This is a genomic window from Vibrio sp. 1562 (assembly GCF_033340155.1).
Taxonomy (GTDB): Bacteria; Pseudomonadota; Gammaproteobacteria; order Enterobacterales; family Vibrionaceae; genus Vibrio; species Vibrio alginolyticus.
The window spans coordinates 40,942-59,879 of the sequence record NZ_JAWOVY010000004.1; the positions used below are offsets into that span (position 1 = coordinate 40,942).

Here is an 18,938-nt window from a genome sequence, read left to right on the forward strand (position 1 = left end):
GCAATAGTGTTTTCGAATTTACCCTAATTATCTTGTTATTTGTAATCGATATAATCGTCCACCTTACCACGGTAAGTAGATTTTCTCATTCAAGTAACGAGGAGGGCTTATGGCCGTAGGGTGGGCAAATGACGATAGCGTCAGCCAACAAATTCAAAACACAATAGACGACGAGATTTCCCGTGTTCGTGGCAGTATCACAAAGGGTGAGAGCACCCATTACTGCGATGAGTGTGGTGATGAGATCCCAGAAGCGCGTCGTCTTGCAATGAAAGGCGTTCGTTTGTGTATCGAATGTCAGTCAACAATCGAATTGGTATCTCAACGCCAAGCATTGTTCAATCGACGAGCGAGTAAAGACAGTCAACTTCGATAGCTTTACTGCTCTAATAAATAACGAGACGGTTTGAGTCTCATACTCAAACCGTTTTCGTATTGAATGGAACTATGAAGCGAAGCAGTCTTTACGTTGCAACGCTGCATCAATCGCGTTAACTAGCTTCTCAATATCTTCTGGCTTGCTGATGAACGGCGGCATCATATAAATCAGTTTGTCAAATGGACGAATCCACACTCCGTGTTCAACAAACAAGGCTTGGATGGTTTCCATATTCACAGGGCGAAGCGTCTCCACTACGCCAATAGCACCCAACCAACGGGTGTTTTTCACCAAGTCGTATTCTTCAAGTTTTGGTAGTAACTCAGAAAACAGCGTTTCAATTTGTTGGGTTTGTTGCTTCCAATCACCTTGCTCGATCAATTCCAAACTTGCAGTAGCTACGGCACAAGCGAGTGGATTCCCCATAAAGGTTGGACCGTGCATAAAACAACCAGCATCACCACCACAAACAGTGTCTGCTACGTGTTTGCTCGCGAGGGTCGCAGAGAGGGTCATGTAGCCGCCAGTAAGTGCTTTCCCGACACACAGAATGTCTGGTTGAATATCCGCATGTTCGCAGGCAAACAATTTACCTGTGCGTCCAAAACCGGTAGCGATCTCATCTGCAATCAATAACAGACCGTATTTGTCGCAAAGTCTACGCACGCCTTTGAGAAATTCTGGATGGTAGATGCGCATGCCACCTGCGCCTTGAACGATAGGCTCAAGGATCACCGCAGCAAGTTCTTGGTGGAGCGTTTCAATCTTGTGCTCGAAGTCGGTAAGGTCCTCTGGCTTCCATTCATCCCAATAACCACAAGTTGGTGACTCCGCAAAGATATGTTCAGGCAAAAAGCCTTTGTAAAGAGAGTGCATTGAGTTGTCAGGATCGGTAACCGACATCGCCGCAAACGTATCGCCGTGATAACCGTGTCGCAAAGTAAGAAACTTCGGTCGGCGTTCGCCTTTTGCATGCCAATATTGCAGTGCCATTTTTAAGCTGACTTCTACGGCAACGGAGCCTGAATCGGCAAGGAATACATGTTCAAGATTACTTGGTGCTAGGGACAGTAGCTTCTTACACAAACTGATTGCTGGCTGGTGGGTAATCCCGCCAAACATCACGTGAGAGACCTGATCGATTTGCTGGTGAGCGGCTTGATTTAAATGCGGATGGTTGTAGCCGTGGATCGTCGACCACCAAGAAGACATGCCATCGACAAGCTCAGTACCGTCTTCCAATTTAATGTGAACACCACTTGCTGATGCCACTGGGTAGCAGGTCAGAGGTGTCAATGTCGAAGTGTAAGGATGCCAGATATGCTGGCGGTCGAAGGCGAGATCCATGTGCGATTCCAATAACAATTAAGATTAAAAAACAAACAAATGTAAACTTTGTTCTTTTGTGTTGTGTTGACAGTTTATCGAGACTCAGTAGACTGTCAACACAACAACAAAAGTGACTAAAGGAATACACGTGGAAGTTCGTCATAACTGGACGCATGCTGAAGTGCGCGATCTCATGGAAAAACCATTCATGGATCTCCTATTCGAAGCGCAGCTTGTACATCGTCAATATCAACAAACCAACCATGTTCAAGTAAGCACGCTTCTGTCGATTAAGACAGGTGCTTGTCCAGAAGATTGTAAGTACTGTCCTCAGAGTGCTCGTTACACCACAGACATCGAGAAAGAGCGTCTGATGGAAGTAGAACGCGTACTCGATGCTGCGCAAAAAGCCAAAAATGCTGGTTCTACTCGATTCTGTATGGGCGCAGCATGGAAAAACCCGAAAGAGCGTGACATGCCACATTTGACCGACATGATCAAAGGCGTGAAAGGCATGGGTTTAGAAACGTGTATGACATTAGGCATGTTGACACCAGATCAAGCAAAACAACTGGCAACCGCAGGTTTGGATTACTACAACCACAACCTAGATACGTCTCCTGAATTTTATGGCAACATCATTACCACACGTACTTATCAAGACCGTTTAGATACGCTTTCTCACGTTCGTGATGCCGGCATGAAGATTTGTTCTGGTGGCATCATCGGTATGGGTGAGAGTGCCAATGACCGAGCAGGTTTGTTGGTTGAATTGGCTAACTTACCGGTACACCCTGAAAGCGTTCCAATCAACATGCTCGTGAAGGTAAAGGGCACACCGTTGGAAGAAGTGGGTGATGTTGAGCCATTTGATTTCATTCGCCTGATTGCGATTGCACGAATCATGATGCCTCAATCAGCCGTTCGTTTATCCGCTGGCCGTGAAAACATGAACGAACAAATGCAAGCGCTGTGTTTTATGGCGGGTGCAAACTCCATCTTCTACGGCTGCAAACTTCTGACCACGCCAAACCCTTCAGAAGACAAAGACATGATGCTGTTCAATAAGCTCGGCATTAACAGCCAAGAGGTGTCTCAAAAGCCTGATGAAATCGAAGAAAATGAGTTACTCGATCGCGTCGTAGAGCGTGTTGCTGCTCGTCCAACAAAAGACGACCTTTTCTACGATGCCAGCGTTTAAATCTCGTATCGAGTCCGCCCTTGCTGAGCGTAAAACGCAAGGGTTGAATCGTTCTATGAATGTGGTGTTTGCCGGTAACCAGTCCGTTTTGGAACACGAAGGTAGACGCTACATTAATTTCTCAAGTAATGATTATTTGGGATTGGCCAATGACCAAGCGCTTGTTCGTGCTTGGCAGCAAGGTTTGAGTGTATACGGCAGTGGTAGTGGGGCATCACCGATGGTGACTGGCTTTAGTGCCGCGCACAGCAATTTAGAAGCCGCACTGACCGAATGGCTGGGTTACGACAGAGCAATTTTGTTTGGTTCTGGGTTCAGTGCTAATCAAGCCTTGTTGTTCACCTTGTTAGAAAAGTCAGACGTATTGATCCAAGACCGTTTGAACCATGCCTCACTGATGGAAGCGGGGACGTTGTCACCAGCTAAGATGAAGCGTTTCAAGCACAATGACATCGAGCACCTGAAATCGCTGATTAATAGCGAAGACAACCATCTGGTTGTGACTGAAGGGGTGTTCAGCATGGACGGTGATTGTGCGCCGCTCAGCGATATAGCTGAAGTCACTCGCAGTCATGATGCTTGGCTTGCTGTCGATGACGCTCATGGTATTGGCGTTCTTGGTCAATCCGGTGGTGGCTCTTGCGAGCATGCCGCGGTTAAGCCTGAGTTATTGGTCGTTACCTTCGGTAAAGCGTTTGGTACGTCTGGCGCAGCTATTTTATGTGACCACGCAACGGGGGACTTTTTAACTCAGTTTGCTCGTCACCATGTGTATTCCACGGCGATACCGCCAGCACAAGCGTATGCGTTGACTCATGCAGTCTCGATGGTTCAAGAGCAGTCTTGGCGACGTGAAAAGCTCTCTGAGCTTAGTGAAGTGTATCGAGATAGCCTTAGCGGCCTTGAGGGGTTTGTTGAGACTCAAACTTCGATTAAGCCCTTTTTGATTGGTGAATCTGAATTGGCTTTGCGAGTAGCAGGTGCTTGTCGCCAAAACGGTATTTGGGTGACTGCTATTCGCCCTCCGACGGTGCCTAAAGGAACGTCTCGTCTTCGAATAACACTCACTGCCAATCACACTAATGAACAAGTTAAAACGCTTTCAATCGCATTGAAGCAAGCATTAGGAGCGCTGTAATGGATAATGCAACTACCGCATTAGCGCAAACGCTCGCGTTAGAGAGTTTCCATCAAGATAAAGACGCGATTGCCTCTTCGTTTGGTAAAGCAGCAGAAACATACGATAAACATGCGGCTTTTCAACGTGATGTCGGGCATCAGCTGCTTGATAAACTTCCTGAAAACTTGACGGGAAAACGTGTATTGGATTTAGGTTGTGGCACGGGTTATTTCTCCCAACTACTTCAACAACGCGGTGCGGAAGTAGTCTGCGGCGATATCTCTCAAGCCATGTTAGATAAAGCAGAGCAGCGTTGTGGTGCAGTACGAATGCATTACCAAGTTGCTGATGCTGAAAACTTACCATTTGACGATGATAGCTTCGATTACGTGTTTTCAAGTTTAGCGCTGCAATGGTGTACAGATTTAAGTTACCCACTAAAAGAAGTGCGCCGCGTGCTAAAAAATGGTGGGAAAGCGTGGTTCTCTACACTGGTTGATGGATCACTGTATGAGCTGCGTGCATCATGGGAAAAAATTGATGCATATCAACACGTCAATAACTTTCTAACGCTCAATCAGGTAAAAATTGCGTTAGCGCAATCTCGATGTGACAGCCATCAACTAGACTTGACCACCATCACAGTTTGGTACGACTCTGCATTTTCAGTTATGCGTGACCTCAAAGGTATAGGTGCAAATCACGTAAGCGGGCGCTCACACGGTTTAACTAGTCGCGAGACTTTGTTAAAAGTTGAGCATGCGTACCAAGCGTTTAAAAACGATCAAGGTCTTCTACCTGCAAGTTATCAGGTTTGTTTTGGAGTAATACATCTATGATTGATGCTTTTTTTATTGCTGGTACGGATACTGATGTTGGAAAGACGGTAGCGTCTAAAGCCATTTTGCAAGCGATCGCCGCAAAAGGACTAAACACTATTGGTTATAAGCCAGTGGCAGCAGGGAGTGACAAGACTGAAGCCGGATGGCGTAACTCTGATGCTTTACACTTACAAGACGCCGCAACACTCGATGTGGACTATGATGATGTGAACCCATACGCTTTAGAGTTGCCTGCTTCTCCCCACATTGCAGCGAAGCATGAACATGTCGAAATAAGTTACGATGTTCTGAGTCAAAAACTGGCTCAACATAAGCAGCAAGCCGATGTTGTTCTCGTTGAAGGTGCTGGAGGCTGGCGTGTGCCAGTATCCGATACGGACTGTTTATCTACATGGGTAAAAGAAGAGCAGTTACCTGTTGTACTGGTGGTTGGCATTAAATTAGGCTGTTTGAGCCACGCTTTACTCACAGCAGAGAGTATTAAAGCGGATGGTTTGAATCTTGTTGGCTGGGTGGCAAACCGCGTCAACCCAGGCACAGAGCACTACGCTGACATTATCGAGATGCTAGAAGCACGTATCGATGCACCTAAGCTTGGGGAAATTCCATATATTCCAAGTGCTAAACGTAAAGAGCTAGGCAAGTACATTAATGTAGAGCCGTTGCTAAACACTGACTAATGGTGTTTAGGGTAAAAGACTAAAAAACCAAAGGGCTGCGCAATGCAGCCCTTTCTTGTTGGTGTAACCTAAAAAGTCAGATTACTTATCTTGGCTGAGCCCCATCAATGCTTGTTGTGTTTCTGCAACACGCTGAGACATATGATGATCGGTTGAAATACCAAGTTGTTGCTTTGCCTCGTCCTCTGAGATGCCTAGGTGACAACGTAGTAAATCAATAGCCATTTGATAGTCGTTAGTTTCTACCATGGTTTTTCCCTCAATACATGGAGTTTTTGAACTCACCCAATGCACTTTTTGCAATGTACTTAGAGTGGCTCTGTTTTGTTCATCTCATTCGAATTTAGCATGTCCATGTGGCCGCACAATAAGACCAAAGTCTATAGCAGAGCTAACGTACTGTTTTTGGTCTATTAAAAAATTTCTAGCTAAGTTGCTAAGAGGTGATAGATTTAACACCAAGATCATCTATCAATAGATGATGAGTAGCTCAGAGCTTATTTCATCATTTTGATAAATGTATATGAACGGAGGTTCCAGCTCCTACCAAAGCATGTTTTGAAATCGCTTGAATCAAATATTTCAGTCCCGAAAACAAATGTTGCAATTTATTGCTTAACCTTGTTTTTATCGCGGATAGACTATATCTATAACGCACGGAACATGAAAATCAACGGAATTGGCTTTTATAGCGATTACCATTTGTTCCTTATAACAATCCGTTTTAAAAAAACGATAAGCTTCCTCGGAGAAAAGTAATGAAGCGAATTATGTTATTCCTAGCAACTAACCTAGCTGTCGTGCTAGTGCTTAGTGTTGTTCTGAATATTGTTTACGCTGTAACTGGAATGCAACCAGGCAGTCTGTCAGGTTTACTTGTAATGGCTGCTGTATTTGGTTTTGGTGGCGCATTTATTTCGTTGATGATGTCAAAGGGTATGGCGCTACGCTCGGTTGGTGGTATGGTCATTGAAAGCCCGCGCAACGAAACGGAGCATTGGTTAGTCGAAACTGTGGGTCGTCAAGCTCAACAAGTGGGTATTGGTATGCCAACGGTGGCTATTTATGATTCACCAGATATCAATGCATTTGCGACAGGTGCAAAACGAGATGACTCTCTTGTCGCAGTTTCTACTGGTCTTTTACACAATATGACTCGTGATGAGGCAGAGGCAGTACTTGCACACGAAGTGAGCCATATTGCAAATGGTGATATGGTCACGATGACGTTGATGCAAGGTGTCGTGAACACGTTTGTTATCTTCCTATCACGCTTTATTGCCAATATCGTGGCATCGAACGAAGATGAAGAAGGCCAAGGTACAAATATGATGGTTTACTTTGGCGTATCCATGGTGCTTGAACTGGTATTTGGTTTCCTAGCTAGCTTCTTGACTATGTGGTACAGCCGTCATCGCGAATTCCACGCGGACGCAGGTGCTGCGCGCCTCGTTGGCAAAGAAAAAATGATTGCGGCTCTAGAGCGTTTGAAGGTGAGTCATGAATCTCAACTGGATGGCACCATGATGGCGTTTGGTATCAATGGCAAGCAGTCGCTGACTGAGCTACTAATGAGCCACCCTCCGCTAGATAAACGTATTGCAGCGTTGCGAGGCCAGCAATACTAATTGTTCCTACTTAAATAATTGTTAATCTGCTGAAAAGGCTTGGTTTTGACCAAGCCTTTTTTTTCGCCGATTGATCGCGTGCGAACTTCATCACGTACTACTTACAGAAATAAAGTTATACAAAATTATTTTTGTACAACTTTGGTGGAATGAACTATCTTGTACATATAATAATTTTGTACAACTTAATGGGCGTGTAGGAGTAAAAAATGGACATACAGTCTGTTGGCAATATCTATCAAAAGCTCAACAAAGCGAACTTACATCTGCTTAAGGATATATATCACCAAGATGTAGTATTTGAGGACGCAGCGCATCGTTTAGAAGGATGGCCAGCACTTTCGGATTATTTCACCTCATTATATGCCAACGTCATCAGTTGTGATTTTGTAATCCATGAGCATCAACAAGTAGGAGATACAGGCTTCCTAACTTGGACAATGGACCTTCAGCATCCCAAACTTCAGAAGGGTGCGCCTATTCTCGTCAATGGTGTTTCGCACCTCAAATTTAGCGAAGGTCAGGTCATTTATCACCGAGACTATTTTGATCTCGGAGAGATGCTCTATGAGCATTTACCGTTACTTGGTTCAGTCGTTAAAACCATCAAGCAGAGGTTAGGACAATGAACAACACCATCTTAATCACAGGCGCAACCTCCGGAATAGGAAGACAGCTTGCCCTAGATTACGCGAACTCAGAATGGAATGTGATTGCTTGTGGTCGGAATCAAGATGTTCTTGCAGAACTGGAGGCAGTTTCCTCCAAAATTCATACATTGCAGTTTGATGTGACAAATTATGAGGAAACTCAGCAGGCGCTCTCTAAATTGCCCTTTACGCCAAACACATGGTTTTTTAACGCAGGCGATTGTGAGTACATGGATGAGGGAGTGGTCGACGCGAAACTCATGGCGCGTGTGATGAACGTAAATGTTGTCGGTGTTGCCAACTGCGTTGAAGGCTGCCAAGTGCATTTAGAGAGAGGGCACCGCATTGTTATTGTTGGCTCTATCGCATCAGAAGTGGCACTGCCTCGTGCTGAAGCTTACGGCGCATCCAAAGCGGCAGTCAGTTATTTTGCACGCACGCTCGCCGTCGACTTGAAAAAGAAAGGGATCAATGTGGTAACGGTGTTTCCTGGTTTTGTTGAAACGCCGTTGACTGACAAAAACGACTTCGAAATGCCAATGATCATTTCTACTCAGCAAGCGTCGGACTCTATCAGGAAGCAGTTAGCCGCCAACAAGACCTATATCTATTTCCCAGCGAGATTTACCAGTATTTTACGTTTTATCTCGTTACTTCCATACAGTTGGCAAGCTCGCCTAACTGCTAAACTCGTAGCATAAGAAGGAATAAGAATGAAAACAGCAGAAAGAAAGAAGATAGCAATTGTGGGAACGGGAATCTCTGGCCTTACTTGTGGTTATTACTTGCATAAAGAACATGATGTAACGCTGTTTGAAGCGAACGATTACATCGGTGGCCATACTGCAACCGTTGATGTGAGCCTTGATGGTAAAGAATACGCGATAGATACTGGGTTCATCGTCTATAACGACCGTACGTACCCTAATTTCATTAAAATGATGAGCGAGATTGGCGTTGAAGGTCTGCCGACTCAAATGAGCTTCAGTGTCAGAAACGATGGGAACGGACTAGAGTACAACGGCCACACAGTGTCGACATTGTTCGCTCAAAAACGCAACTGGGCAAACCCTAAATTTTATCGATTTATCTTCGAGATACTTCGTTTCAATAAACTTGCCAAGCGCTTCGCTAGCGAGCAATCCTCGCACTCTCAGACGTTAGGTGAGTTCCTTGATGAACACAAATTCAGTGCTTTCTTTACCGATAACTACATATTACCGATGGGTGCTGCGATTTGGTCGTCGACTTTAGCTGACATGCGTGCATTCCCTCTTATGTTCTTCTTACGTTTCTTCCTCAACCACGGTCTGCTAGATGTGACTAACCGGCCACAATGGTATGTGATTAAAGGTGGTTCACGTTCATACATTCCACCATTGACCAAAGGCTTTGCGGAGAATATTCGTCTTAATAGTCCTGTCGAAAAAGTGGTTCGCAACGAAAAAGGGGTTGGCGTTCAAGTTCGCGGAGAAACGCATTGGTTTGATGACGTTATCTTTGCTTGTCACAGTGATCAAGCAATGAGAATGCTAGAGGATATCAGCCCAATTGAGCAGGAAATCTTGGGGGATATGACATACCAAGCAAATGAAGTTGTTCTTCATACCGACTCTGCCGTACTACCAAAACGTAAGGCAGCATGGGCATCATGGAACTACCTATTGGAAGGAAGTGAAGAGGAACAGCAACGCCTCCCTTCGCTCACTTATAACATGAATATTCTTCAGCATATTCAATCAGAACACACGTTTTGTGTAACGTTGAACAGTACTGAGCAAATTAACTCAAATAAAGTCTTGCGTTCGTTCACTTATCATCATCCAGTATTCACCACTGAGTCTATTGCAGCGCAGCAGCGCAAAGATGAGATACAGGGCAAACAAAGTACCTGGTTCTGCGGGGCTTATTGGTACAACGGTTTTCATGAAGATGGCGTGCGTAGCGCGCTTGATGTTGTGAAAGAACTAGAAGAAAAGTACCGCGAACAAAATGTGGTTCCTTTCGAAAAAGGCGCAGCGTGATATGGATAGCCAAATGAACAGCCGATTGTTTATAGGCAACGTTCGTCACCGTCGATTCACGCCGGTGAATCATGAGTTGAACTACTCTTTATTTATGCCCGCCATTGATGTAGACGAGATCGATGCTTTAGAGAAAAAAGTATGGGGTTTTGGTTCGCGTTGGTGGCATTGGGCTCGCTTCAAGCGCAGTGATTACATTGGTGAAGGTAGCGTCAAGTCGGCAGTGCACAGCAAAATTGAAGAACTGACAGGTGTTCGCTGTACCGGCAAGGTAATCGCAGTCTGTCACTTGCGTTATCTAGGACTTTATTTCAGTCCCGTTAATTTCTACTACGTTTATAACGCGGAAGGAGAATGGAAGTATCTCCTCGCAGAGGTGAGTAACACTCCTTGGAATGAACGACATTACTACGTGGTGTCAGCAGATAAAGAAGAAGAAAAGTTTGGTTGGGAACAAGTTAAAGCATTCCATGTTTCACCATTCAACCCGATTGACCAACTCTACCGCTGGAGAATTAAACCTTTGACAGACAAGTTGAATATTCATCTTGAATGTCACAAAGGAGAGAAACACTTTGATGCCACCATGGTTATGAAAGCCAAGCCACTTTCAAGCAAAACCTTATTGAGGTGTTTGATCGTTACACCAATACAAACGGTAAAAGTAATGGTTGGTATTTATTGGCACGCATTAAAACTTTGGGTGAAAGGCGCACCTTTTTATTCTCATCCTAAATATTCAACGCATGAAGAAATAGAAGCCGATACTGAAAAAACAGACAAAAAAAATAAAAAGCACAAGGAGAATTCTGCATGTTAAATACTAGTTCTATGACATTGCCGCGTAAATTGACGACAACGCAAAAAGCGGCTCGCGGAGTTATTTTTCAATGTCTGCAAAAAATGGAAATCGGCTGCTTAACAGTTATTGAAAGTTTTAAGACGGAAACGACAGAGCGAAGCGAGCGTTTTAGTGCGCCAAATGGGGAGTACAGTGGTCAACCTGTTGTCGCTACTATAGAGGTAAAACATCCAGGCTTTTATTCACGGATCTTGCAGGGCGGCAGTATTGCTGCTGGTGAGGCTTATATGGATGGGTGGTGGGATAGCCCCGATTTAACCTCATTAATGAAACTGATGGCCCTTAACATGCGTGCTCTAGATAAACTCGAAGAGCAAGGCAGTTGGTTGACTAAAATACTGTACAAGTTCAGCCATTGGTCAAACAGAAACTCTGAAGAGAACTCACGTAAAAATATCCATGCGCATTACGACTTGGGTAACAACCTATACGAAGCGTTCCTTGACACCAATATGCTGTACTCGTCGGCGCTTTACAATCATGCGGACGACTCTCTAGAGCAGGCTCAAATCAACAAAATGGATCGTCTATGTCAGCAACTTGAGCTGAAATCTACCGATCATGTTGTTGAAATTGGCACTGGGTGGGGCGCTATGGCGATTTACATGGCTGAACAATACGGTTGTCAGGTCACCACAACAACGATATCTGAAGAGCAACACGCGTACGCGGAGCAAAAAATCAAAGAGCGTGGCTTAGAAGACAAAATCACTCTACTCAAAGAAGATTACCGAAACCTAACCGGCACTTATGACAAGCTCGTTTCTATTGAAATGATTGAAGCTGTGGGCAAACAATTCCTGCCTTCGTACATTAAGGTCTGTGAGTCTTTATTGAAGTCTGGTGGCTTGATGGCGATTCAAGCGATTACGATTGCCGATCAGCGTTACGATTACTACAGTAACAACGTCGACTTTATCCAAAAGTACATTTTCCCGGGTGGTTTTTTACCGTCGGTAACCTCACTAACCCAAGCAACAACAAAGTACAGTGACTTAGTGACGCGAGACTTGTTCGATATTGGTTTGGACTACGCCAAGACGCTGAACGAATGGCACCTTCGTTTTAATCGAGCAGAGAATGAAGTGCGCTCGTTTGGCTACGACGATCGCTTTGTGCGTATGTGGCGCTACTATTTGAGCTACTGTGAAGGGGGCTTTTTGGCTCGCACGATCAGTGCAGTTCACATGACGTTTCAACGCCCGTAGTTCGTTATGAAGGTATTTCTTGCTTCGACATGGTTCCAACTCTGCTGGTTTGCAGCGGTGCTTGGAACCTATCAATGGCAATGGGTGACGTTATTCCTTACTTTGGCAACCCTACTATATTGTTTGAAAACTGACGCATCTTCGCTCAAAAGTATTGGTGTGATCGTCACGAGCGGGCTCGTGCTTGATACGCTCAATCAACAACTCTCGGTCTTTGTCTTTCCAACCCCATGGCTGCCAGTCTGGTTATTATGCTTGTGGGTTTTGTTTTCTTGGTATGCCTATCAACTTAAGTCAATTTTGTACCGTTTCCCAAAAACCTACGTATCAATAGTAGGCGGACTCGGAGGAACAGTGAGCTACTTTGCTGGCTATAAGCTCCAAGCCGTTGAATTTGGATTTAGCACTGGCGCTACACTGGCAATGTTGTTTGTCGAATGGTGCGTCATGATGCTCTTGATACTCAAGGTGTACGGAAATGAAAAGCTTGAAGAGAGTTTTAACTCAGAGACTGACTAGGTTGCTTGCGTTGGTAATAGTAACTGGTTCTTTTGCTCTGCAAGCTCAACCCGTTGGAAACAGCGAAGCTGCTAGCAACATTGCTAATTGGAAGGGATGGAAAACTGTTGGAGAAGCCCAACTTACCTGGTTCATCTTCGATATTTATCACTCAAGATTAAAAGCGCCTGATGGAAAGTTCATCGTAAGCGATGACGTATCGCCACATCCCCTTGCGTTGGAAATTAATTACAAGAGAGACATCAGTAAGCAACAGCTGCTTGATGTGACGGATGAGCAGTGGGCGAAATTGGGTTTTACGGACTCATATCGAAAAGCCTGGATCAGCGAGCTCGATCGTATGTTTCCTGATATTCAAAAAGGTGACGAGCTTACTTATCTAACAGATGGAAAATCTGGTCAGCTGTTTTATAAGCAGGTTGGGGACGTGCAAGTAAAGAACGTTGGCATCATTGAAGACGAACGAATGAACGATGCATTTTTAGCTATATGGTTATCACCCAACACAGAATTCCCGAAACTCCGAAAACAATTGATAGGGCAGGTTAGATAGTGCTTAAACGAATTTTTAAATCAGCGACTTTAGTGGCAGCTGTTTTTCTTTCGGCATGTTCCGCAGACATTGATAATTACCGCTCTTCTACACCGACTTTTGACGTATTCGGTTATTTCGAAGGCGACATAAAGGCGTGGGGGATGGTGCAAGATTATACCGAACAGCAAACCCGTCGCTTTGAAGTCGATATAGTGGGTACTGTAGCGGGTGATACGCTGACGCTGGTGGAAGACTTCGTGTTTGATGACGGAGAGGTGGACCAGCGAATTTGGGTTATCACTAGATTAGAAGACGGTCGTTATGAAGGTAAGGCAGACGATATTATAGGTGTAGCAACAGGGGAAGAGCAGGGCAATGCGCTACAGTGGCAATATGACTTTGAGCTACAAATGGAGGATTCATCAGTGACGGTTGCTTTTGATGATTGGCTTTATCGTCAGGATGACAGACACGTTTTCAATCTAACGAAAATAAAAAAGTTTGGTGTGGAAGTAGGAACAATAACCTTGTTCTTCCAAAAGCAGCCATAACAAATGGGGCTGATCTTCAATTAATAATCCATTCCATATAACTAAAATTATTTTCTCCCGACCTAACTCCCCTAACTAAAAAAGGTTGACGCTTTCGCGTCAACCTTTTAAGTATCTGGTCGTTACAGGAGTATTACAGCTTATCTGTCAGCTCGATTGCTTGACCGATATAGTTCGCTGGTGTCATTTCTTTCAGACGTGCTTTCTCGTGCTCAGGAAGCTCAAGACCGTCGATGAAGTTACGCATTGCTTCGCCGTCTACACGCTTACCACGAGTTAGCTCTTTCAGCTTCTCGTATGGCTTCTCGATGCCGTAACGACGCATAACGGTTTGTACTGGCTCAGCTAGTACTTCCCAGTTCTTGTCTAGTTCAGCAAGAAGCGCTTCACGGTTTACTTCTAGCTTGCTGATGCCTTTAAGTGTCGAAGTGTAAGCGATGATAGCGTAGCCAACACCAACACCAAGGTTACGTAGAACCGTTGAGTCAGTTAGGTCACGTTGCCAACGAGAGATAGGCAGTTTCTGTGCTAGGTGGCCGAATACAGCGTTCGCAAGACCTAGGTTACCTTCTGAGTTTTCAAAGTCGATTGGGTTAACTTTGTGAGGCATTGTTGAAGAACCGATCTCACCAGCAATAGTTTTTTGCTTGAAGTGGCCTAGTGCAATGTAACCCCAAACGTCACGGTCGAAGTCAATCAGGATAGTGTTGAAACGAGCGATAGCGTCGAACAGCTCAGCGATGTAATCGTGCGGTTCGATTTGAGTTGTGTAAGGGTTCCAAGTTACGCCTAGAGACTCTGTGATGAACTCTTCAGAGAACTTGTGCCAATCTAGCTCTGGGTAAGCAGAAAGGTGTGCATTGTAGTTACCTACTGCACCGTTGATTTTCGCTAGGATCTCAACGTTTTCGATTTGCTTGAATTGACGCTCCATACGGTACGCCACGTTTGCCATTTCTTTACCCATAGTAGATGGAGAAGCAGGCTGACCGTGTGTACGAGATAGAAGAGGAATGTCGCGGTATTCCACTGCTAGTGCTTTGATAGCGTCGATTAGGTTACGGATTTCTGGAAGAATCACGTTCTCACGCGCTTCTTTAAGCATTAGAGCGTGTGATGTGTTGTTGATGTCTTCAGAAGTACATGCGAAGTGGAAGAACTCGTTTACTGCGTGCAGTTCAGGAACGTCTGCTACTTTCTCTTTTAGGAAGTACTCAACCGCTTTTACGTCGTGGTTAGTTGTACGCTCGATCTCTTTGATACGGCGTGCATCTTCTTCAGAGAAGTTTGCAGCAAGGTCGTCTAGGAATTGGTTTGCTTCTGCGCTAAACGCTGGCACTTCTGCAATTTCAGCAGTAGCAGCAAGCTTTTGTAGCCAGCGGATTTCAACGATAGTACGGTACTTTAGTAGACCGTATTCACTGAAAATTTCGCGTAACGCAATTGTCTTGCTTCCGTAACGGCCGTCTACTGGTGAAACAGCAGTCAATGCTGACAGTTCCATGATGTTCTCCTGAATTGGGTTTCTAAATTTCGTGAGCTTTATACCAATAACTGTGGCAATTGTCACGAATATTGCGCAAACGTTTGCGCGAGATTTGTTTTAGTCGAAAAAAATGAGCTCGCGATAAACGCGAGCTGCTTATTTGATATTTTACTACAGACGAGCAAGAAGGATTTGTGCTTGCTCTACCATCTTCTTGCGCCCGAAGATTAGGTGGCGACGCTTACCACCAACTTGACGCCAAAGAACTGCACTACGAATGCCAGATAACAACAGAGCACGAACTTTGTGTTGGCTTGCCGTCTGCTGCAGTACAGATGGCGTGCCCGTTACTTGAATGCGTGGGCCAATAGGGCTAACGACATCCAGATAGATGCTCGCTAAATTGCTGATCATTTGATCGTCTAGTAGCTCAAAGTGCTCTGACTGACGCTTGGCCATTTGAATACGATCGCCAAGCTGAGACATAGCATCGTTACGAGAGCTTAACTTACGTTCTAACGCCATTAAACTAATAATGTAACGAGTAATTTCACTGCCTGATGGTGTGCTATCAATCCCTTTAACCAAGCATTCTAGGCCGAGCTTTAGATCGGCTTCGCGACCGAATACGCCAACTGTGTTAGCAGGGTTCGTGCTCAAAATAGCGTTGATTGATGTTTCAAAAGCATCTTGATCACAATGTCCGTTTCTCGCTACCTGTTGAACTAAAGCAACAGCTTGGCAAATCCCAGCGAAAGCGATAGTACGGTCATAAAGTGTATTCGCCACGTAACGACTCCTAAGCTTGAGAATATTTAATGCGTTGCTCGATGATGCCGCCACCTAGGCACACGTCACCTTTGTAGAACACTGCTGATTGACCTGGAGTTACAGCAATTTGTGGCTCGTCAAAGATAACTTTAATGTTTTCATCATCGATAGGGATGATTGTACAAGGAATATCTTCCTGACGGTAACGAGTTTTCACTGTGCACTTCATAACATCGCGAATTGGCTCACGATCTACCCAGTGAAGTTGTGATGCAAGTAGACCTTCTGATTTTAACATTGGATGGTCTTTACCTTGAACGGCAATCAAAACGTTACGTTCTAGATCTTTCTCACCAACGAACCATGGGTCCTCGTTACCACCGCCGCCTTTACGGCCACCGATGTGTAGACCTTTACGCTGACCAAGCGTGTGGTACATCAGGCCTTGATGTTGACCAATCACTTCGCCTTCAGGTGTTTCGATGTTGCCTGGTTGAGCTGGAAGGTAGCGACCTAGGAATTCAGTAAACTTGCGTTCGCCGATGAAACAAATACCCGTAGAGTCTTTCTTCTTCGCCGTGATTAGATCTTGCTCTTCCGCGATGCGGCGTACTTCTGGCTTCTCTAGGTCACCAACAGGGAATAGGCTACGTGCGATTTGCTCGTTGCTTAATGTGTACAGGAAGTAGCTTTGATCTTTGTTGCCATCTAGACCACGTAACATTTGTGTTTTTTCACCGTTTTCTGGGAAAGAGCGACGCACATAGTGGCCCATTGCAATGTAATCAGCATCAAGTACTTCATCAGCGAATTCTAGGAATGCTTTGAACTTGATTTCTTTGTTACAAAGAATGTCAGGGTTCGGAGTACGGCCCGCTTTGTATTCAGCAAGGAAGTACTCAAATACGTTATCCCAGTATTCGGCAGCAAAGTTGATAGTGTGTAGGTGGATGCCTAGCTTGTCACATACTGCCTGAGCGTCAGCAAGATCTTCTGCCGCTGTACAATATTCTTCGTTGTCATCTTCTTCCCAGTTCTTCATGAAAAGGCCTTCTACTTGGTAGCCTTGCTGCTTTAGAAGATACGCGGAAACAGATGAATCAACGCCGCCGGACATACCGACGATGACTTTCTTTTGGCTGTTATCAGACATTACTAAACACCACTTAAATAAACGGGATGCAGATTCTATCAGAATCCACAGACCGGTGACAGATCCGAGATCGAAATCACAATTCGTTTCGCTGGATTTTTCTTCAACAAAGATTCGAACGAGTAATTTCGCAAGTATAGAAGAGGTATATATGGCATAGTTGGCCAAAATCCAAGAGGAAACATCAAATGACAGAAGAAAACCAATTTATGCAAGAAAGTGAGTTGATTGAAATTGTTGAAAATCAGCTCGAAGATGGTAACCCGCTTAAAGTAAAAGAAACCCTTATGCGTTTAATGATGACTGGCACACCACGTGAAGATGCGGTTGCGATGATGGCATGTGCGATGTCAATTGAGATTTTTGATGTAATGAAGAATGAGGGTGAGTTCAACCTAAAGCGTTATAGCGAGCACCTTGAGCAACTACCAGATCTCAGCTTTATGGAAGGTGAATAAGCCACCTAAAAGAAAAAAGTAGTCAGCAAACGTTTGCTATAATCGCTTTTATTGCTGCTTTATTATTAGCGGTATAGAATCCGCTCTCCTTTTCATCCCCTTACTCAGACTGACAATATGAAATTTCCTGGACAACGCAAATCGAAGCACTATTTTCCTGTTCATGCTCGTGACCCGCTGGTGAGCCAAGCACAAGAAAGCAAGAAGATGACGCGCACTCACATCATTGGTATTGACCAAACCTTGGTTGATATTGAAGCAAAAGTTACAACGGATGTGATTGAAAAGTACGGTCTGAGTAAAGGTCACTCTCTGGTTATCGATGACGAAAGAGCAGAAGAGTTATACCAGCAACTGAAAGAAGAGAACTTGATTACCAATGAGTATGCGGGCGGTACAATTGGTAACACGCTACATAACTACTCCGTGCTAGCGGATGACCGCTCCACACTACTTGGAGTGATGAGCCAGGATATTAAGATTGGCAGCTACGGTTACCGTTATCTTTGTAATACATCAAGCCGCATGGACTTGAACTACCTACAAGGTGTAGATGGTGCAATTGGCCGTTGTTTTGCTCTTATCACAGAAGACGGTGAACGTACTTTTGCTATCAGCGAAGGGCAAATGAACCAACTCCATCCTGATAGCATTCCAGAGAAAATCTTTAAAAATGCATCAGCACTTGTACTGACGTCATATCTAGTACGTTGCAAAGACGGCGACCCAATGCCGGAAGCAACAATGAAAGCAATTGAGTACGCGAAAAAGAATGATGTGCCTGTTGTTCTGACTTTAGGCACAAAGTTTGTTATTCAAGATGACCCTAAATATTGGCAAGAATTCATTCGAGATAACGTTTCAGTCGTTGCGATGAATGAAGATGAAGCAGAAGCACTGACGGGGGAATCTGATCCACTTGCTGCGTCTGATAAAACATTGGAGTGGGCTGATCTAGTATTGTGCACGGCGGGTCCTGTAGGTCTATTTATGGCTGGGTATACGGAGGATAGCGCGAAGCGCGAAACTTCTTTGCCATTACTTCCAGGGTCAATTGCTGAATTTAATCGTTATGAATTCAGTCGTCCGGCGAAAAAAGACTCATGCGAGACGCCAATAAAAGTGTACTCGCATATCTCGCCATATATGGGTGGCCCAGAAAAAATTAAGAATACAAATGGCGCAGGTGATGCTGCGTTATCTGCTGTTCTTCATGATATGGCAGCAAATAAATACCATAAAGAAAATGTGCCTAATTCAAGCAAGCACAGTAACGAGTATTTAACTTACTCTTCTTTTTCTCAAGTCTGCAAATACGCAAACCGTGCTAGCTACGAAGTTCTCGTGCAACATTCACCACGATTGTCGCGCGGACTTCCTGAGCGAGAAGATAGCCTAGAAGAAGCATACTGGGAACGTTAATACGAAGCGATTTAATTAACTATTCTGTAACTAAAGTAAAAGGCACATTAAGAAATGTGCCTTTTTTATTTGTAATGGTTTAAATAAAAAAGGCTCCCTATGGGAGCCTTTTAAAAAATA

At 44.5% G+C, this 18,938-nt stretch carries 21 protein-coding genes; 16 read left to right on the forward strand and 5 right to left on the reverse strand.

The features are described from left to right. Positions 1–109: 109 nt before the first annotated feature. Positions 110–376, forward strand: a complete 267-nt coding sequence (locus R7Z49_RS05365) for a DksA/TraR family C4-type zinc finger protein (RefSeq protein ID WP_033905078.1) — start codon at positions 110–112, stop codon at positions 374–376. Between the two features lie 69 nt (positions 377–445). On the opposite strand, the gene bioA is transcribed toward R7Z49_RS05365, so the two are convergent. Next, entirely contained in the window at positions 446–1,726 is a 1,281-nt protein-coding gene (gene bioA / locus R7Z49_RS05370; RefSeq protein WP_064368027.1) for an adenosylmethionine--8-amino-7-oxononanoate transaminase, read from the reverse strand. Between the two features lie 130 nt (positions 1,727–1,856). On the opposite strand from bioA, the gene bioB reads away from it, so the two are divergent. Genes bioB through bioD form a run of 4 tightly spaced genes read left to right on the forward strand, consistent with a single transcriptional unit; the run spans position 1,857 to position 5,551 of the window. Next, positions 1,857–2,909 carry a biotin synthase BioB gene (gene bioB, locus R7Z49_RS05375; protein WP_318111431.1) on the forward strand — a complete coding sequence of 351 codons (1,053 nt, stop codon included), beginning with the start codon at positions 1,857–1,859 and terminating at the stop codon, positions 2,907–2,909. Further along, positions 2,896–4,047 (forward strand): 8-amino-7-oxononanoate synthase, encoded by a 1,152-nt coding sequence (gene bioF / locus R7Z49_RS05380; protein WP_025766888.1) that lies wholly within the window; start codon positions 2,896–2,898, stop codon positions 4,045–4,047. The genes bioB and bioF overlap by 14 nt, the downstream gene beginning before the upstream one ends. Then, on the forward strand, positions 4,047–4,868 hold the full coding sequence (bioC, locus tag R7Z49_RS05385; RefSeq protein WP_005388087.1) for a malonyl-ACP O-methyltransferase BioC: 822 nt from the start codon (positions 4,047–4,049) through the stop codon (positions 4,866–4,868). The genes bioF and bioC overlap by 1 nt, the downstream gene beginning before the upstream one ends. Then, positions 4,865–5,551 (forward strand): dethiobiotin synthase, encoded by a 687-nt coding sequence (bioD, locus tag R7Z49_RS05390; RefSeq protein WP_025766887.1) that lies wholly within the window; start codon positions 4,865–4,867, stop codon positions 5,549–5,551. The genes bioC and bioD overlap by 4 nt, the downstream gene beginning before the upstream one ends. A gap of 81 nt (positions 5,552–5,632) precedes the next feature. Here bioD and R7Z49_RS05395 read toward each other — a convergent pair whose 3' ends face one another. Further along, positions 5,633–5,836, reverse strand: a complete 204-nt coding sequence (locus R7Z49_RS05395) for a hypothetical protein (RefSeq protein WP_054575128.1) — start codon at positions 5,834–5,836, stop codon at positions 5,633–5,635. Between the two features lie 473 nt (positions 5,837–6,309). Between R7Z49_RS05395 and htpX the strand changes: the two genes are divergently transcribed. The 9 genes from htpX to R7Z49_RS05440 all read left to right on the forward strand — a co-directional run bounded on the left by htpX (position 6,310) and on the right by R7Z49_RS05440 (position 13,528). Then, positions 6,310–7,179 carry a protease HtpX gene (gene htpX, locus R7Z49_RS05400; protein WP_085569596.1) on the forward strand — a complete coding sequence of 290 codons (870 nt, stop codon included), beginning with the start codon at positions 6,310–6,312 and terminating at the stop codon, positions 7,177–7,179. Between the two features lie 209 nt (positions 7,180–7,388). Beyond that, a complete protein-coding gene (locus tag R7Z49_RS05405; protein WP_005378211.1) occupies positions 7,389–7,808 on the forward strand; it encodes a nuclear transport factor 2 family protein in 420 nt (139 codons plus the stop codon). Continuing rightward, the gene (locus R7Z49_RS05410) at positions 7,805–8,530 is read left to right on the forward strand and encodes an SDR family oxidoreductase (RefSeq protein ID WP_085569595.1); all 726 of its coding nucleotides are present in this window, start codon (positions 7,805–7,807) and stop codon (positions 8,528–8,530) included. Before R7Z49_RS05405 ends, R7Z49_RS05410 begins: the two co-directional genes overlap by 4 nt. Positions 8,531–8,542: 12 nt before the next feature. Further along, a complete protein-coding gene (locus tag R7Z49_RS05415; RefSeq protein ID WP_318111433.1) occupies positions 8,543–9,853 on the forward strand; it encodes an NAD(P)/FAD-dependent oxidoreductase in 1,311 nt (436 codons plus the stop codon). A 1-nt stretch (position 9,854) separates the two neighbouring features. Then, positions 9,855–10,673 carry a DUF1365 domain-containing protein gene (locus R7Z49_RS05420; protein WP_025766884.1) on the forward strand — a complete coding sequence of 273 codons (819 nt, stop codon included), beginning with the start codon at positions 9,855–9,857 and terminating at the stop codon, positions 10,671–10,673. After that, a complete protein-coding gene (locus tag R7Z49_RS05425) occupies positions 10,667–11,923 on the forward strand; it encodes an SAM-dependent methyltransferase (protein WP_025766883.1) in 1,257 nt (418 codons plus the stop codon). Before R7Z49_RS05420 ends, R7Z49_RS05425 begins: the two co-directional genes overlap by 7 nt. Positions 11,924–11,929: 6 nt before the next feature. Then, positions 11,930–12,442, forward strand: a complete 513-nt coding sequence (locus R7Z49_RS05430) for a DUF2878 domain-containing protein (protein ID WP_025766882.1) — start codon at positions 11,930–11,932, stop codon at positions 12,440–12,442. Beyond that, complete coding sequence (locus tag R7Z49_RS05435) at positions 12,402–12,995, forward strand: chalcone isomerase family protein (RefSeq protein ID WP_025766881.1); 594 nt, start codon at positions 12,402–12,404, stop codon at positions 12,993–12,995. Before R7Z49_RS05430 ends, R7Z49_RS05435 begins: the two co-directional genes overlap by 41 nt. Next, on the forward strand, positions 12,995–13,528 hold the full coding sequence (locus R7Z49_RS05440) for a DUF3833 domain-containing protein (RefSeq protein ID WP_170897163.1): 534 nt from the start codon (positions 12,995–12,997) through the stop codon (positions 13,526–13,528). Before R7Z49_RS05435 ends, R7Z49_RS05440 begins: the two co-directional genes overlap by 1 nt. 133 nt (positions 13,529–13,661) lie before the next feature. Here the strand turns inward: R7Z49_RS05440 and purB are convergent, their stop codons facing one another. The 3 genes from purB to mnmA all read right to left on the reverse strand — a co-directional run bounded on the left by purB (position 13,662) and on the right by mnmA (position 16,938). Then, a complete protein-coding gene (gene purB, locus R7Z49_RS05445) occupies positions 13,662–15,032 on the reverse strand; it encodes an adenylosuccinate lyase (protein WP_005378198.1) in 1,371 nt (456 codons plus the stop codon). A gap of 153 nt (positions 15,033–15,185) precedes the next feature. Then, positions 15,186–15,803 carry a high frequency lysogenization protein HflD gene (gene hflD, locus R7Z49_RS05450; RefSeq protein ID WP_005378194.1) on the reverse strand — a complete coding sequence of 206 codons (618 nt, stop codon included), beginning with the start codon at positions 15,801–15,803 and terminating at the stop codon, positions 15,186–15,188. Between the two features lie 10 nt (positions 15,804–15,813). Then, on the reverse strand, positions 15,814–16,938 hold the full coding sequence (gene mnmA / locus R7Z49_RS05455) for a tRNA 2-thiouridine(34) synthase MnmA (protein WP_054576398.1): 1,125 nt from the start codon (positions 16,936–16,938) through the stop codon (positions 15,814–15,816). A gap of 188 nt (positions 16,939–17,126) precedes the next feature. Between mnmA and R7Z49_RS05460 the strand changes: the two genes are divergently transcribed. Both R7Z49_RS05460 and R7Z49_RS05465 read left to right on the forward strand, forming a co-directional pair. Next, positions 17,127–17,396: a hypothetical protein gene (locus tag R7Z49_RS05460; protein WP_005378190.1), complete on the forward strand. Its 270-nt coding sequence runs from the start codon at positions 17,127–17,129 to the stop codon at positions 17,394–17,396. A 117-nt stretch (positions 17,397–17,513) separates the two neighbouring features. Further along, positions 17,514–18,818: an inosine/guanosine kinase gene (locus tag R7Z49_RS05465; protein WP_005378187.1), complete on the forward strand. Its 1,305-nt coding sequence runs from the start codon at positions 17,514–17,516 to the stop codon at positions 18,816–18,818. Positions 18,819–18,938: the final 120 nt, after the last annotated feature.